A 14,431-nucleotide genomic window follows, 5' to 3' on the forward strand; every position below is an offset into this window, starting at 1 on the left:
CGTTCCCGTATCAGCCGTTCAATGTGCCCTTGGTCGACGGCACCGCGTCGGCCTGGCGTGGATCGGGTTCGAGGGCCGCGCGCAACACCCGCGCTACCGCCTTGAAGCAGGTTTCGGCGATGTGGTGATTGTTGGCGCCGTAGTGGTTTGTCACATGCAGCGTGATGCCAGCGTTCTGCGCCAGCGCCTGGAAGAACTCGCGCACCAGCTCGGTGTCGAAGGTACCGATTTTGGGCGCGGAAAAGACGACATTCCACACTAGGAACGGCCGGCCGGAAACGTCGATCGCTGCGCGGGTCAGCGTCTCGTCCATGGCAAGGTCGAGCGATGCATAACGGGCGATACCACGGCGCTCGCCAAGCGCCCTGGAGATCGCCTGCCCGATGGCGATGCCGGTGTCTTCGACCGTGTGGTGGTCGTCGATATGCAGGTCGCCCTTGGCCTTGACCGTCATGTCGATCAGCGAATGGCGCGAAAGCTGCTCCAGCATGTGGTCGAAGAAGCCGACCCCGGTCGAAATATCGAACCGGCCGCTGCCGTCGATTTCGACTGCGACGCTGATTTCGGTCTCTTTGGTCTTGCGCGCGACTTCAGCCGCACGCTGTGTCCTGCCGGGAGCCATGAGACGATCCTTGCCTGCCCAAAACGGTGCCTTTTAACAGCAGGGTCGGCCAAGCGCCAGCGTCCGCTGATGCCGGGCCGGACGGTCGAAGGCCGGGCGCCGTTGTGGATAGGGAAGAAGGACGCACCCAGTTCCAGAGAAGAAGACGCAAGTATCTTATCAAATGCTTTCTTCCTGATTTTCTGTCAATTATCAACAAACGTGCCTTTCGTTTCTTTGTTACAGAGATTCTAACTAGCAAAGGTGAAATATTTCACTTTCAAATAGCTGGGGCGTGGTTCATACTTCCTTGCGCAGATTTGGGAGGTACGTCGATGACCCATGCGTTGAATCTCACATTGCCGCTCAAGCAGGATGCCGAGAGCCAGGCCAAGCTCAAGCAGCTCGAAGCCATCTTCACCGATCAGGTGCAGCCGAAGATCGAAGAAGCGCTGAAGAAATCGAAGCTCGTGCACTTCGCCCGCGTGGTCGTTATCGACAACAAGTACATCCAGGTCATCACGGAATACGAAGGCGACCACCAAGAATATACGGAATTCTTTCGCCGCGAACTGACCCCCGTATTCGGGGCCATTTTCGGCCTGGCGGAAGGCGCGCCCTCATCCTCCGACTCCGTGGCGTTCTGGGAATACTCCAAGACGAATAACCGGAGAAGCCTTGGCCAGGACACCACCGGCGCGCTGGATTTTTCCGGCAATCCCGCCGGCTGGCTGTTCTCGGCCTACGACCACAAGGACGTCAGGACCATTCAGGCCGCGCTGGATAAAGCCGGCGCCTGACCGCAATCCCCGCTTTCTCAGCAATCCCGCCACGCGGGAACGAGAGCCCTTTTCGCTCGAGGGAATGAATGCCCGCACCGGACCCAGATCCGACGAAGCCGGACCGCCGCAATGTGCAGGGGCTGGTCGCCTACCGCTACGAGCAGCCGCGCTATGCCGTGCTGCTTTTCAGCATCGCCGATGCCGGGCTGGCGCGCGGCTTCCTGCGCTCGTGGTTGCCGCGTGTGCCGCGCGGCGACCAGGACCCGAAATCGCTGACCGGGCCGGTTCTGAACTTCGCCTTCTCCTGGACCGGATTGAGCAAGCTGCTGGCGGCCGATCCGGCGCTCGACGCCGCTTCGGGAAGGCGCGAGCTCGACTGGGCCTTCACCGACCAGACCCCCGACCAGGCGGCTGTCTCCAGCCAGCTTGGCTTCATCGAGAACAGCGCCCCCGCAAACTGGTGGGGCAAGCACGTTGCGCCCGCCGATATTCACCTGGCGGTCTATATGGCCTTCGATGACGACGACCAGGCGACGCGCTCGCTCGCCGAGATTCGCACGTCCGCCGCGCTATCGGGACTGGCCGAATGCAAACTGCCCGAGTTTGGCCAAGGCGCGCTTTCCGGATACCGGCCCGAAGGCGGCTTCCTGCATTTCGGCTACCGCGACGGCGTCACCTCGCCGGCGATCGACTGGGACGACAGCAAGCAGAGCGGGACGGTCGACTTCCGCGAGTTCCTGATGGGCTATCCCAACGACGACTACCCGGTCGCGCCGCAGAACCCCGGAGCCTGGCGGGACTTTGCGCGCGACGGATCCTTTGCCTGCCTTGCCTGGATTTCGCAGGATGTCGCGGCCTTCAATCGTTTCCTCGACGCCAACGCGCCGCTGGCAACCAGACATGCGGCGCCGGGCTTCGAACGGGACTGGGTCGCCGCCAAGCTGCTTGGCCGATGGCCTGACGGGTCGCCGTTGATACGGCACCCCGAGCGGCCTCCGGACAGGCCGGATTTCGACGACGCATTCGGCTACGGCGATGACAAGGCAGGGCTTCGGTGCCCGCTTTCGTCGCACATCCGCGTCGTCAACCTGCGCGACCAGGAACTGACGTTCGTCAATCAGCGACGGTTTCCGGGCGGGCCGCCCCGATTTGTCAGGCGCGGCTTCAGCTACGGCCCGAAGCTCACCGGCTCGGTCGACGACGGCATCGACCGGGGCGTCATCGGCACCTTCATCTGCGCCAGGGTGAACGAGCAGTTCTATTCGGTGCTGCGCTGGATCCAGAAGACGGATTTCGCGGAGGGCTATTTCAACCTGCCCTATGCCGGCTCCATGCAGGACGCGCTGTTCGGGAACCGGAAGAAGCCCGGCAGCAGCGCCAGGTTCCCGATCCCGTTCGAAAGCGGCGAACCGGCTCGCGCCGATCTTGTCGACTTCATCACCTACAAGGGCGTGGCGGTGCTTTTCCTGCCGAGCTTCACAGCACTTGCGCGCCTGACGTGATGGCTGGGATAGCCCCATAGAAAAAGAGCCCGGCCGGAGCCGGGCTCGAAGTTCGGACGGCTCCTGCGAAGGGCCATCCGGACGGGATCAGTTGTAGGCGCGCTCGCCGTGTGTGGTGATGTCGAGGCCTTCGCGTTCGGCAGCTTCGGGAAGCCGGAGGCCGATCGTTGCCTTGACGATGATCATGGCGACGAAGGAGACCACCGCCGTCCAGACGACCGTCACCAGCACGCCCTTGATCTGTGACATGATCTGCGTGGCGAAGACGTAGTCGGCTGTACCGCCGGCGCCGCCGTTCATCGCGTAGTCGATCACACCGGCGCCGCCGAGCGCCGGGTTGACGAACACGCCGGTCAGGATAGCGCCGATGATGCCGCCGACCGCATGAACGCCGAACACGTCAAGCGAATCGTCGTAACCCAGCTTGGCTTTGAGCCAGACAACCGCCCACAGGCAGACCGCGCCGGCGACGATACCGATCACGATGGCGCCGAGCGGGCCAGCAAAACCTGCGGCGGGGGTAACCGCGACAAGACCGGCGACAGCGCCGGAGGCTGCGCCAAGCAGGCTGGCGTGGCCGCGGGTCCAGTACTCAAGCAGGCTCCAGGTCAGCGCCGCCGCGGCTGACGCCACGATCGTGTTGAGCACAGCGATCGCCGCGTAGCCGTTGGCTTCGAGGTTGGAACCGGCGTTGAAGCCGAACCAGCCGACCCAGAGCAGGCACGCGCCGATCAGGGTGAAGACGAGGTTGTGCGGCGCCATGTTTTCTTTCAGGTAGCCGACGCGCGGGCCGACCATGATCGCGGCCACCAGACCGGCGACGCCGGCATTGATGTGGACGACCGTGCCGCCGGCGAAGTCAAGCGCGCCGAACCCCCACAGCAGACCGGAAATGGCGACCGTCTCTTCGGCAGTATGCGTCGCGGCGAATTCCGGACCAGCCCACCACCAGACCATATGCGCGACCGGCAGATAGGAAAACGTGAACCACAGCACGATGAAGAACAGCACCGCCGAGAATTTGGTGCGTTCGGCGATGGCGCCGATGATGAGAGCCGGCGTGATTGCAGCGAAAGTCAACTGGAAGATGACGAATGTCAGCTCCGGGATGACGACGCCGCGCGAGAAGGTTTCGACCACGGTGGTTGGATTGACGCCGGCAAGGAAAAGTTTCGAGAAGCCGCCGACAAATAGGTTCATGCTGCCGCCGTCGGTGAATGCCAGCGAGTAGCCATAGACCACCCACAGGATGGCGATCAGCGAGAAGCCGATAAACACCTGCATGAGAACGGAAAGCATGTTCTTGGCGCGCACCAGGCCGCCATAGAACAGGGCCAGGCCCGGGATGGTCATCAGGATGACGAGAACGGTCGAGATCAGCATCCAGGTGGTGTCGCCCTTGTCGGGAACGGGCGCTGCAGCGGGTGCCGCTGCAGCGGTGTCAGTTGCGGCCGGGGCGGCTTCCTGGGCGAAGGCGGCAACCGTGCCCATCGCTCCCAGAATGATCGTGCCCAGAAGGGCCTTGCGCGCCAGCGGCGCCAGACTGCTCGGAATTTTCATTGAAATGTCTCCACAAAAATCTGATGGCGGCTCAAGCGGTTTCCCCACGGCTCAGAGCGCATCTGTGTCTGTTTCGCCGGTGCGGATGCGGACCGCCTGGTCGATGCCGAAAACGAAGATCTTGCCGTCGCCGATCTGCCCGGTCTTGGCGGCGACGGTGATCGCGTCGACGGCCTTGTCGACCAGGTCGGCGGCCACCGCGACTTCGATCTTGATCTTCGGCAGGAAGCTGACGGCGTATTCGGCGCCGCGATAGATTTCCGTGTGCCCCTTCTGACGCCCGTAGCCTTTGACTTCGGTGACGGTCAGGCCCTGGATGCCGACAGCAGTCAGCGCTTCGCGGACCTCGTCGAGCTTGAACGGCTTGATGATTGCCATCACGATTTTCATAAGGTTTCACCCTCTGCTTTGCGGGTCCCCCGCGTTGCGTGACATCGCCGGCCCAATACGCGGCCGGTGAGTGCAAAGGGTTATTCAAGCTCCGTGCCAGTTGGCTCGGCCACGTGTTAACGCTCTGGAAACAAACGGAAACAGAGCTTGAGCAGCCATATTTGTTCGCAGATGCAGCAAGGCATCCGCTTAAAATTTAGGCAAAAAACAAAAAATGCCTATTCCGCAGGCTTCGTCTTGAGGGTCTGCTGAGATTCAGGTCAGGCCGAGCCGAAAAGGGTGGATTTCGAGAACCGGAGCGCAGCGTACATTTGGGTACGTGAGCACCGGAAGCGCAGAAGCCGCCATTTGCAGGCCGGCTGAATATCAACGCACCCTGAGGCGAATGAGGCCTTCCTGCGCTACCGACGCGATCAGGGTGCCATCCTCGCCATAGATCGCGCCACGGGTGAAGCCGCGCGAGCCCGACGACGAGGGCGTGTCCTGGGTGTAGAGAAGCCAGCCGTCGAGCGGGTGCGGCCGGTGGAACCACATCGCATGGTCGAGGCTCGCTACCTGCAGGTCAGGATCGAACACCGCGCGGCCATGCGGGAATGTAGAGGTGTCCAAAAGCGTCATGTCGGACAGGTAGGCGAGCACCGCCGTCTGCATCGCCCTGTCGGCCGGCACGGCGCCGGTGGTGCGCAGCCAGATGTTCTGCTCCGGCGGCAGTTTCTCGCGGCTGGTGTAATGTTCGAGCGTCACCGGCTTGATTTCGAGCGGCCGTTCGCGCGCCCAGTAGCGGCGGATGTTTTCGGGAACGTGCTTGGCATGGTCGAGCAGTTCGCGCTGGGTCTTCAGTCTTTCCGGTCCGGGCACGTCGCGCGGCATCGCGACCTGGTGCTCCAGCCCCTGTTCGTCGACCTGGAACGAGGCCTCCAGGGAAAAGATCGCATGCCCGTGCTGGATCGCGGTGACCCGGCGCGTGGTGAACGAGCCGCCGTCGCGCAGCCGCTCCACCTCGTAGATGATCGGCACGGTGATGTCGCCCGGCCGCATGAAATAGGCATGCAGCGAATGAGCATGCCGGTCCGGCTCGACGGTGCGTTGCGCCGCCACCAGCGACTGGGCAATCGTCTGACCGCCGAAGACGCGCTGCCAGTTCACTTTTGGGCTGCGACCACGATACAGATTGTGTTCGAGCTTCTCGAGGTCGAGTATGCTCAGGAGCTCTTGCATGGCCGCCGACATTTTCGCGCCTTTCGCGGAGGTACGGGAACAGCCGGTTTCCAACAGGAAGGCCGGGCGAAGTCAAGGTTGGGTAAAGTCGGGGCAGGGCGGGAAAGCGAGAGGAAGCAACGATGGCGGAAACCAGGACCAAACGCAACACGCCGAACGATGATGGCCCCCGCCTCGACGTGCTGGTCGCCGGCGCCGGCTATGTCGGGCTGGCCAGCGCCGTCTCCATCCGCCAGGCCCAGCCCAACCTGAAGGTCGCCGTCGTAGACGCAGCGCCCGCCGGCGTGTGGGAGCGCGACACGCGCGCCTCGGCGATCGCCGCCGCCGCCAGCCGCATGCTCGGCCAGCTCGGCTGCTGGGACGAGATCGCGCCCGAGGCTCAGGCCATCACCGAGATGATCGTCACCGATTCGCGCACAACCGACCCGGTGCGCCCGGTCTTCCTCACCTTCGACGGTGAAGTGGCCCCGGGCGAGCCGTTCGCCCACATGGTCGCCAACAAGGTGCTGAACAAGGCCTTGCGCCGCCGCGCCGCCGAGCTCGACATCGACATCATCGAAGGTGTGGCGGTGCAGGCGTTCGAACGCGGCCCCGCCGCGATGACGATCCACCTTGCCGATGGCATCGTGGTCAATGCGCGGCTTCTGGTGGCGGCCGATGGCGTCAACTCGAAACTGCGCGCCATGGCCGGCATCAAGACCGTCGACATCGACTACGGCCAGTCCGGCATCGTCTGCACCGTCCTGCACGAGCGACCGCACAATGGCCGCGCCGAGGAGCATTTCCTGCCGGCGGGTCCGTTCGCCATCCTGCCGCTCACCGGCGACCGCTCGTCGATCGTCTGGACCGAGCGCACCGAGGACGCCAACCGGCTTGTTGCTTCCGACGACCTGGTGTTCGAGATGGAGCTGGAGCAGCGCTTCGGCCTGAAGCTCGGCGAGATCCGCGTCGAGGGCAAGCCCCGCGCCTGGCCGCTCGGCCTCAAGCTGGCGCGCGGCTTCGTGGCGCCGCGGCTGGCGTTGGCGGGCGACGCCGCGCACGGCATCCACCCGATCGCCGGCCAGGGACTGAACCTCGGCTTCAAGGATGTCGCGGCGCTTGCTGAAACCATCGTGGAGGCCGATCGGCTGGGCCAGGACATCGGCGCGATCGACGTCCTGGAACGCTACGAACGCTGGCGGCGCTTCGACACGGTGCAGATGGGCGTCACCACCGACATCCTGAACCGCATGTTTTCCAACGATTTCGGGCCGCTCAGGGCGATCCGCGACATCGGGCTCGGCCTTGTCGACCGCATGCCGCGCATGAAGGAGTTCTTCATCCGCCAGGCGTCGGGACTGTCAGGCGACACGCCGCGGCTTTTGAAGGGCGAGGCGATCTAGAACCCGGGGCGACCGCGGACGCGGCCGACCGAAGTCCCGGTGAACTTGTTCCTTGACCTTGAGGCCCGCTGCGGCGAAACCCGCGGCAGGCGTTTTGGACCCGCAGGAGAGGCAGCATGTACAAACCTCGCATCTTTCTTGGTTCATCGGGGAAGCAGGAAAAGCTGCTTCAGGCGTTGACGGACGGTCTCGAAGACATCGCGCAGGTCGACCCCTGGACGACATCCTTCAACCCCGGCACGACCACGCTGGAGCGCCTCGTCGAACTCGCGCATGAGGTGGACTTCGCGGCGTTCCTGTTCGCCCAGGACGACTGGACGGCCGTGAACGTGGCCGCATCGCCTTCCGGCGAAGCCGGTCAGGCCTCGCCACGGGACAATGTCGTCTTCGAAGCGGGCCTCTTCGGCGGCGTCCTTGGCATGCGCCGCACCTTCATTCTCCACGCAAGCGGCTCCAAGCTTCCGACCGACCTCCTCGGCCTCACCTCCATACGTTACGGCGAAGCCACGACCCAGGAAGAGATCGACGCCGTCTGCCAGAAACTGCGCAAAGCGGTCGAAAATACGGGCCGCAAGGCCCACATCATTGGGACGTGGTGGCAGTTCTCCCTGACCGAGCGCAGCGAAAAGGAACCCTCCGCTGTCAGCCTGCTTCGGATTGCGCGCAACCGCGACGGCGCGCTCGAACTGAGCGGACGCTCATGGCAGGCGGATGGCCGGCTGTCGGCGCGCTACTGGAGCGAAGCGGTAAGGGAGAGGAAGGACCCGTCGGGGCTGTTCTATTACTGGAACGGAGAACGGCCGCTGGATCCGAAAGCGCCGCAACTGTTTGGGACCGGGGAGATCAAGCTCGAATCCGCCGATCGCGCGACCGGGTACTTCACGACCCGTGTCGACAAGCAGCCCAAAATAAGGGAGCGGACGTCCGGCATCTACATACGCGCCGAACCAGGCGACCTCGCCATCCTCGACGGCCTCGACAATGCGCAGCGCGCGAAACTGATCGCGGATCGGCTGAGCAACTGGGAAGCGGTCAAGAGCATGTAAGGTCCAAAGCATTTTGCAGCCGGGTGGCGACACCTGGCATCGTGCAAAATGCGGCTAAAGACGGATACAGCGGAATGCCCGGTTTACCCCGCCTGCACTCCGCTGCAGTCCGCCTGCCTTTCAGTTGACTTCCAACCCGAGTTTCTGGCGCAGCCTGCGCATGCGCGGCTCAAGGGTCGGCAGTTGCGGCCCGGTCATGGCCGAGGTCCGCCGGATCATCGCCAGAAGGTCGTGCCGCTCCTCCTCGCTCAGCCGGTCGCGCAGGAAAGGCCCGAGCTTGTCGATGACGGCGCCGGTATCGTCGATCTGGCTTGCCGCCCATTTGGCATAGACGAGCGTCTCCTCCAGCTTGCCGGCCCGTGCGATCGCCTCGATCTCCTTGCGCAGCGCAGTCTCCCGCTCCGGGGTCAGCGATGCGTCGTCCGAAAGCAGCGCAGAAATCAGCGTCGCGGCGGCAACCACGGGATCGTCGATGGCGGTGAGCGGCGACATCTCGTTCTGGTGGCGTATCCTGTTGCGCCGGATATTGCCGCGCACCCGGCCGATCACATCGGCAGCCTCGTTGGCGGCGTCCTTCATCATCTTCATGCGGTACCACCACAAGGCCGCAGCCGCCAGGATGCCGAGCACGGCGAGTAGAATATGCATGTCGGGCAGCCCTCCAGTCCGCCGAAAATAGGACAAGTTTCGGCAGCCATCAACGGCGTGAAAATGCAGGCTCCCGACCGGAGATGTGCGCCGCGCCCGCCTATGCCAGCCGATTTTGCGCAACCCAGGTCACAGATAGAGCGCAATGCCCGGTTCACCTGAGAGCATTCCGCTCTATAGTCATGGTGCGGCCGCCACGGCCTCGACTTCAGGAAACCCAGGAGAACACCATGGACCGTCACGCAACCGCCGTCTGGAAAGGCAATCTCAAGGAGGGCGCCGGCACGCTCGACACGCAAAGCGGCGCGCTCGCAGGGCTTCCCTATTCGTTCAAGAACCGCTTCGAGGACGAGAGCGGCAAGTCGGGAACCAATCCGGAAGAGCTGATCGCCGCGGCGCACGCGGGGTGCTACGCTATGCAGCTTTCGCATTTCCTCGCCGAGAACGGCACGCCCGCCGCAAAGCTCGACGCCAAGGCGGTGGTGACGCTGGTGCCCGGCACCGGCATCACCGGCAGCGCGCTGACGCTCACCGGCACGGTGCCCGGCATCGACGCGGCGAAGTTCAAGGAACTGGCGGATAAGGCCAAGGCGGAATGCCCGGTCTCCAAGGCGCTCGGCGCCATCAACGTGTCGCTCGACGCGAAGCTTGCCTGACTTTTTTCGCTACCGGCACGAAACGCAACACCGGCCCGGACATTGCTCCGGGCCTGCCTTTCGCCGCTTCAATGGGCGGCGATGCCCTTGTGCGCCGAGGCTCCCCACACTTCTGAGATGCGGCCGTCGCGGCCGCAGTTTGCGCGGTAGAATTTGTAGCGCAGCGGATTCTTCCTGTAGAAATCCTGGTGGTATTCCTCGGCCGGCCAGAAAGCCGGCGCCGCCACGATTTCGGTGACGATCGGCCTGCCCAGTTCCGCTCCAGCGGCCTGCTTCGATTTCTCCGCCGCGGCCAAGTCCTGCGCGTCGGCCGCGTAGATCGCCGTCGTGTAGCTGTGGCCGCGGTCGCAGAACTGGCCGCCATCATCGGTCGGGTCGACCGAATGCCAGAAAACGTCGAGCAGGGCTGTGTAGTTCACCTTGCTTGAGTCATATTCGATCCGCACCGCTTCCCGGTGCTTGGCGGCGGTATGGTTGCGGTAGGTCGGATTTTCGGTGGTGCCGCCGATATAGCCGGATGTCGTCGAAAGCACGCCGGGAACCCCGTCGAAATCCGATTCGACGCACCAGAAACAGCCGCCGGCAAAGATCGCGGTCTTTGTCTGGGCAAGGGCGCCGGATGTCTGCAACGGCAATGCTGCTGCAAATGCCAGCGCCAGAATGGCGAAAGTCCTGCGAAGCATCGGCATCGTCCTCCCCGAAGCATTTGCGGCCAGAACCTGGCGTCGCACAAATGCGGTCAACAACAGACAGGCCGGAATGCATGGGTCGAACCCACCATCCCAAGCCAAGACGTACAGAATTTGCCGGCGTTTTCAAAATCACGCCGCAACACGGCCGCGTGATTTCTGCGTGGCTTTTCCCGTATGACGACGATCGGCAGGCCGTCGCGCAATGCCCCGTCAGGCGTTCCAGCTTGGACGGCTGCGCACGCGCTCGTTCCAGCGCTGGACGTTCGGCAGGTCCTTCGGGACCGGCATGCTGAAGAAATCGCCGAGCCAGGAGCAGATCATGCCGCTGATGTCGGCGATGGAAAAATCGTCGCCGGCGATGAACGGACGACCGTCGCTCATCTCGCGGTCGAGCCAGGCCCATTTCCCCGGCACTGCCTGCCGTTGCGTTTCGGCGAAGGCGGGAAACTGCACCAGCCTGTCCTTGAAGAATTCGTCGGAGTGAAACGCCACATTGCCGATGGTGGTGAGGATTTCCAGCTCGACGCGACGGTTCCACATTTCAGCCTTCGCTTGGGCGAGCGCATCGCCGCCAAACAGCGCCGGCTCCGGATAGAGCTCCTCGAAATAGCGGCAGATGGCGACGCTCTCGGTGATGACCGTTCCATCGTCGAGCACGAGAACGGGGATCTGCCCCAGCGAGTTGAGTTTCAGGAATTCCGGCGCCTTGTGCTCGCGCGTGGCGAAATCGACGTTCACCAGGGGAACTTCCAGCCCCTTCTCGGCAAGGCAGATGCGGACCCGGTAGGAATTCGGGCCGTCGCCCTGGTGAAGCTTCATGCCGCTCAGTTTTTTCATCGCACGGTTCCTCCAGGATTTTGGTTTCATTTCGGACGGTAGCTGACCAGCACCGCGCCGCAATCGAAGGATCTGGATCCGACGAGCTGCAGCGTCGAGCCGCCGCGCCCGCCCTGGAACAGCGGCGTGCCGGCGCCGAGCATCACCGGATTGACGAGCAGCCGGTATTCGTCGAGCAGTCCCAGCCGCATCATGCTGTTGGTGATTGCGGCGCCGCCGAACAGGGCGATGTCCCTACCGGGCTGCCGCTTCAGCCTTGCCACTTCTTCAGCAAGATCACCACCCAGAATTGTGGAGTTCGCCCAGGACGTTTCCTTCAATGTCCTGGAGAAGACTATCTTCTGCTTGGCGTTCATCATATGCGCCGCCTCGACATGGCGCTCCGGCCTGGCGGGATCTGCTGCCTCGCTCGGGTTTTCGGCGGCGGTCGGCCAGTAGCCCGCCAGGAGTTCGAATGCCTTGCGGCCGAGGATCATCGAATCGATCGAGCCAAGCATGCCGTTGATATAGTCTTCGACCTCGTCGTCGCCGACCATCCAGTCGAGGCTCTTGTCCTCGCTTTCGATGAAGCCGTCGACCGAAACGAAGATGTGCAGGAAGATCTTTCGCATCCGGTTCTCCTCGCGCGATCGCGTCGCCGGTCGGGATTGCCACCGCCCGCCCGTCAGGTGCGGGCGAACTCGGCGTGCAGATTGTCGAGCGCTGCATTGAACCCCGCCCGGCTGCCTTCGATCATGCTGGCGCCGCCGAAGGCCGCGATCTGGTCGGTGAGCGTGAGTTTCGTGCCTTCTCTGGCAGCCTCGATTTGCACGGTGATCAGCGAGAACGACAGCCGGTTGACGCCTTCCGAGACGATCTCCGTCGAGATTATCCGCTGCTCCGGCACGATGTCGTGATAGCGGGTCTCGACGCGGTAGATCAGGTTGCTCTTTGGGCCGCAGCGGCTGATGTCCAGTCCGCCGACGCGGAAATCGGCCTCGTCATAGACCAGCCCGGTGTTGCTCGACGGCGCTCCCCAGCGCATGCGCGCCTCGGGGTCGGCGAAGGCTTCGAAGACACGCGCCGGCGATGCGTCGTAGAGGCGTTCCAGGACGATGGTGTCGTGATTGACGGGGGCAGCGATGGTCATGGCCGTTTTCTCGCAAATTTGAGGTGGGTGACGACCGGCGACGCGATGGCCCGGACCGGCGCGAATTCAGGCATGGATTCGCCGGCGAACAGGCGTGTGCCATTGCCGAGCAGGATCGGCACGAGCTGGAGAGTGATCTCGTCGACGCGGCCGGCTGTGAGGTATAGCCTCGCGGTTTCGGCGCCCATCACCACGATGTTCTTTCCGGCCGCGGCAGAGTGGGCCTGTTCGAGCGCGCTTTCGATGCCGTCCGTGACGAAGGTGAAGGTGCCGCTTTTCATGGGAAGCGGTGCACGCTTCTCATGGGTCAGCACGAAAGTCGGCACCGGAAAGGGCGTGTCACCCCAAGGCCCGAGGCCGACATCGAAGGTGCGCCGGCCAACCAGGACGGCGCCGAGCGTCGGGGCCAGCTCGCCGGCCATTTCCTTGTCGATCGGATCGTCCGAGCTGAAAATCCAATCATGCAGACGCTCGCCGTCCTTGCCCATCGGTTCCTCGACGCTGACACCGGACCCGGCGACGAAGCCGTCGAGCGATATCGAAAACGACAGAATGAGCTTGCTCATAAAGAAACGCCTTCCTTTTTGATTAGCCGGCTATATTCTCCGCTGCTCGCGCCCGTAGTGAAGGACAATCAGGCCGGATTTCAGCGGCCGCGCCTCCAGCAGCGTCAGACCGAGTTTGCCGCCGCTGCCTTTGAACATCGGCGTTCCCTTGCCGAGGATCAGCGGGTTAAGGCCGATGCGGTATTCGTCGATCAGATCGTGCTCGACGAGCGTCGCCGCGAAGTCGGCGCTGCCGAACAGGAAGATGTCGCCGTCCTTCCCGGCCTTCAGTTTCGACACCTCCTCCGGAGCCTTCTCCCTGACCAGCCTGGTATTGTTCCAGTCGGCGCTTTCGAGCGTCGTCGAGAAGACGTGCTTCTCGGCGCCGTTCATGAAGTCGGCGATCCAGCCTTCTGCGGATGGCCAGTAGCCGGCCATGAGCTGATAGGTCTTGCGTCCGAACAAGAGGGCCTTCGCGTCCTCCTGGGTCTCCCTGATGTATTTCTCGAGTTCCTCGTCGAAGACGAACCAGCCAATGTCGTTCCCGGGTCCCTCGAAGAAACCGTCGACGGTGACCATGTTCCACCAGATGACTTTGCCCATTGACGTGTCCTTTGCTCAGGCCACCTTGCGCTGGCGTTCGAGTTCGACGGCAAGCGCTTCATAGAGTTCGCGGCAGCCGGCTTCGCGTTGCGCGACATTGTCGTGGCCGTCGAGGAAGGCGCCCTGTTCGGTATAGGCGAGCTTCGTGCCGGCGCCTTCGGCGAAGAGTTCGATGGTGCCCAGCGAGGCCGAAATGCGGTTCTCACCGACCGCCATCGAATAAGCGAACACGATGCGCTGGTTCTCGATAATATCCTGGTAGACAGTGTCGTTGCTGACCACCGGTCCGTCCTGGTAGCGGAACGAACTGCGCTCGGCGCCGCCGGGACGGAAATCCATCTCGAAGCTATCGACCTGCCAGCCTTCGCCCTCGACGAACCAGCGCCGCTTGGATGCCTTGTCGGCCAGTGCGAAGAACACCTGTTCGGGCGTCGCGTCGTAGCTGCGCTCGATGCGGAAGGTGCTGTGGATGACTGAACGTTCGGTCATGATCCTACTCCTTGGGGTTGGTCTTCGATTGAGCGGCGAGAAAATCGCCAAGGCGGTCGAGCCGGCGCTCCCAGGTGGAGCGCCGTTCGGAAATCCAGCTTTCGGCCATCGAGAGCCCCTTCGGCTCGATGCGGCAGGTGCGCACGCGCCCGACCTTTTCGGAGCGCACCAGGCCGCTGGTCTCCAGCAGCTGCAGATGCTGCATGACGGCCGACAGCGACATGTCGAGAGGCTCGGCGAGTTCGCTGACCGACGCCGAACCGCGCGACAGGCGCTCCACCATCATGCGGCGCGCCGGATCGGCGAGCGCCTGGAACATCAGGTCGAGCTGGGCGGAATCGTGGAACATGG

Annotated in this window: 18 protein-coding genes; 5 read left to right on the plus strand and 13 right to left on the minus strand. The window is 63.4% G+C overall.

All coding sequences use genetic code 11. The annotated features are described in order from the left end of the window. Nucleotides 1-10: 10 nt before the first annotated feature. Nucleotides 11-622: an imidazoleglycerol-phosphate dehydratase HisB gene (gene hisB, locus F3H98_RS16850; RefSeq protein WP_149761319.1), complete on the minus strand. Its 612-nt coding sequence runs from the start codon at nucleotides 620-622 to the stop codon at nucleotides 11-13. Nucleotides 623-960: 338 nt separating this feature from the next. On the opposite strand from hisB, the gene F3H98_RS16855 reads away from it, so the two are divergent. Both F3H98_RS16855 and F3H98_RS16860 read left to right on the plus strand, forming a co-directional pair. After that, nucleotides 961-1,401, plus strand: a complete 441-nt coding sequence (locus tag F3H98_RS16855; protein ID WP_244621751.1) for a hypothetical protein — start codon at nucleotides 961-963, stop codon at nucleotides 1,399-1,401. A gap of 68 nt (nucleotides 1,402-1,469) precedes the next feature. Then, nucleotides 1,470-2,885 (plus strand): Dyp-type peroxidase, encoded by a 1,416-nt coding sequence (locus F3H98_RS16860; protein ID WP_149761321.1) that lies wholly within the window; start codon nucleotides 1,470-1,472, stop codon nucleotides 2,883-2,885. An 87-nt stretch (nucleotides 2,886-2,972) separates the two neighbouring features. On the opposite strand, the gene F3H98_RS16865 is transcribed toward F3H98_RS16860, so the two are convergent. The 3 genes from F3H98_RS16865 to F3H98_RS16875 all read right to left on the minus strand — a co-directional run bounded on the left by F3H98_RS16865 (nucleotide 2,973) and on the right by F3H98_RS16875 (nucleotide 6,065). Beyond that, nucleotides 2,973-4,445 carry an ammonium transporter gene (locus tag F3H98_RS16865; protein ID WP_149761322.1) on the minus strand — a complete coding sequence of 491 codons (1,473 nt, stop codon included), beginning with the start codon at nucleotides 4,443-4,445 and terminating at the stop codon, nucleotides 2,973-2,975. 51 nt (nucleotides 4,446-4,496) lie between these two features. Continuing rightward, nucleotides 4,497-4,835, minus strand: coding sequence for a P-II family nitrogen regulator (locus tag F3H98_RS16870; RefSeq protein ID WP_149761323.1), 339 nt, complete (start codon nucleotides 4,833-4,835; stop codon nucleotides 4,497-4,499). Between the two features lie 366 nt (nucleotides 4,836-5,201). Continuing rightward, the gene (locus tag F3H98_RS16875) at nucleotides 5,202-6,065 is read right to left on the minus strand and encodes an acyl-CoA thioesterase (protein ID WP_149761324.1); all 864 of its coding nucleotides are present in this window, start codon (nucleotides 6,063-6,065) and stop codon (nucleotides 5,202-5,204) included. Nucleotides 6,066-6,175: 110 nt separating this feature from the next. On the opposite strand from F3H98_RS16875, the gene F3H98_RS16880 reads away from it, so the two are divergent. After that, a complete protein-coding gene (locus tag F3H98_RS16880) occupies nucleotides 6,176-7,435 on the plus strand; it encodes a ubiquinone biosynthesis hydroxylase (RefSeq protein ID WP_149761325.1) in 1,260 nt (419 codons plus the stop codon). A 116-nt stretch (nucleotides 7,436-7,551) separates the two neighbouring features. Next, the gene (locus tag F3H98_RS16885; protein ID WP_149761326.1) at nucleotides 7,552-8,481 is read left to right on the plus strand and encodes a TIR domain-containing protein; all 930 of its coding nucleotides are present in this window, start codon (nucleotides 7,552-7,554) and stop codon (nucleotides 8,479-8,481) included. Nucleotides 8,482-8,601: 120 nt separating this feature from the next. Here the strand turns inward: F3H98_RS16885 and F3H98_RS16890 are convergent, their stop codons facing one another. Further along, nucleotides 8,602-9,129, minus strand: coding sequence for a hypothetical protein (locus F3H98_RS16890; RefSeq protein ID WP_149761327.1), 528 nt, complete (start codon nucleotides 9,127-9,129; stop codon nucleotides 8,602-8,604). Between the two features lie 230 nt (nucleotides 9,130-9,359). Here F3H98_RS16890 and F3H98_RS16895 point away from each other — a divergent pair, with 230 nt between their 5' ends. Beyond that, nucleotides 9,360-9,785, plus strand: coding sequence for an OsmC family protein (locus F3H98_RS16895; RefSeq protein WP_149761328.1), 426 nt, complete (start codon nucleotides 9,360-9,362; stop codon nucleotides 9,783-9,785). A 68-nt stretch (nucleotides 9,786-9,853) separates the two neighbouring features. On the opposite strand, the gene msrA is transcribed toward F3H98_RS16895, so the two are convergent. The 8 genes from msrA to F3H98_RS16935 form a co-directional block, all read right to left on the minus strand. Then, nucleotides 9,854-10,468, minus strand: coding sequence for a peptide-methionine (S)-S-oxide reductase MsrA (gene msrA, locus F3H98_RS16900; RefSeq protein WP_149761329.1), 615 nt, complete (start codon nucleotides 10,466-10,468; stop codon nucleotides 9,854-9,856). A 219-nt stretch (nucleotides 10,469-10,687) separates the two neighbouring features. Beyond that, nucleotides 10,688-11,314, minus strand: coding sequence for a glutathione S-transferase family protein (locus F3H98_RS16905; protein ID WP_244621752.1), 627 nt, complete (start codon nucleotides 11,312-11,314; stop codon nucleotides 10,688-10,690). Between the two features lie 26 nt (nucleotides 11,315-11,340). Continuing rightward, entirely contained in the window at nucleotides 11,341-11,925 is a 585-nt protein-coding gene (locus F3H98_RS16910) for a dihydrofolate reductase family protein (protein ID WP_149761330.1), read from the minus strand. A gap of 53 nt (nucleotides 11,926-11,978) precedes the next feature. Next, nucleotides 11,979-12,443 carry an SRPBCC family protein gene (locus F3H98_RS16915; RefSeq protein WP_149761331.1) on the minus strand — a complete coding sequence of 155 codons (465 nt, stop codon included), beginning with the start codon at nucleotides 12,441-12,443 and terminating at the stop codon, nucleotides 11,979-11,981. Next, complete coding sequence (locus F3H98_RS16920; RefSeq protein WP_149761332.1) at nucleotides 12,440-13,009, minus strand: dihydrofolate reductase family protein; 570 nt, start codon at nucleotides 13,007-13,009, stop codon at nucleotides 12,440-12,442. Before F3H98_RS16920 ends, F3H98_RS16915 begins: the two co-directional genes overlap by 4 nt. Nucleotides 13,010-13,039: 30 nt before the next feature. Further along, nucleotides 13,040-13,591, minus strand: a complete 552-nt coding sequence (locus tag F3H98_RS16925) for a dihydrofolate reductase family protein (RefSeq protein ID WP_149761333.1) — start codon at nucleotides 13,589-13,591, stop codon at nucleotides 13,040-13,042. A 15-nt stretch (nucleotides 13,592-13,606) separates the two neighbouring features. Next, nucleotides 13,607-14,080, minus strand: coding sequence for an SRPBCC family protein (locus tag F3H98_RS16930; RefSeq protein ID WP_149761334.1), 474 nt, complete (start codon nucleotides 14,078-14,080; stop codon nucleotides 13,607-13,609). Between the two features lie 4 nt (nucleotides 14,081-14,084). Continuing rightward, entirely contained in the window at nucleotides 14,085-14,429 is a 345-nt protein-coding gene (locus tag F3H98_RS16935; RefSeq protein ID WP_149761335.1) for an ArsR/SmtB family transcription factor, read from the minus strand. Between the last annotated feature and the right edge of the window lie 2 nt (nucleotides 14,430-14,431).

The sequence above is a fragment of the Neomesorhizobium albiziae genome (assembly GCF_900114255.1).
GTDB lineage: Bacteria > Pseudomonadota > Alphaproteobacteria > Rhizobiales > Rhizobiaceae > Neomesorhizobium > Neomesorhizobium albiziae.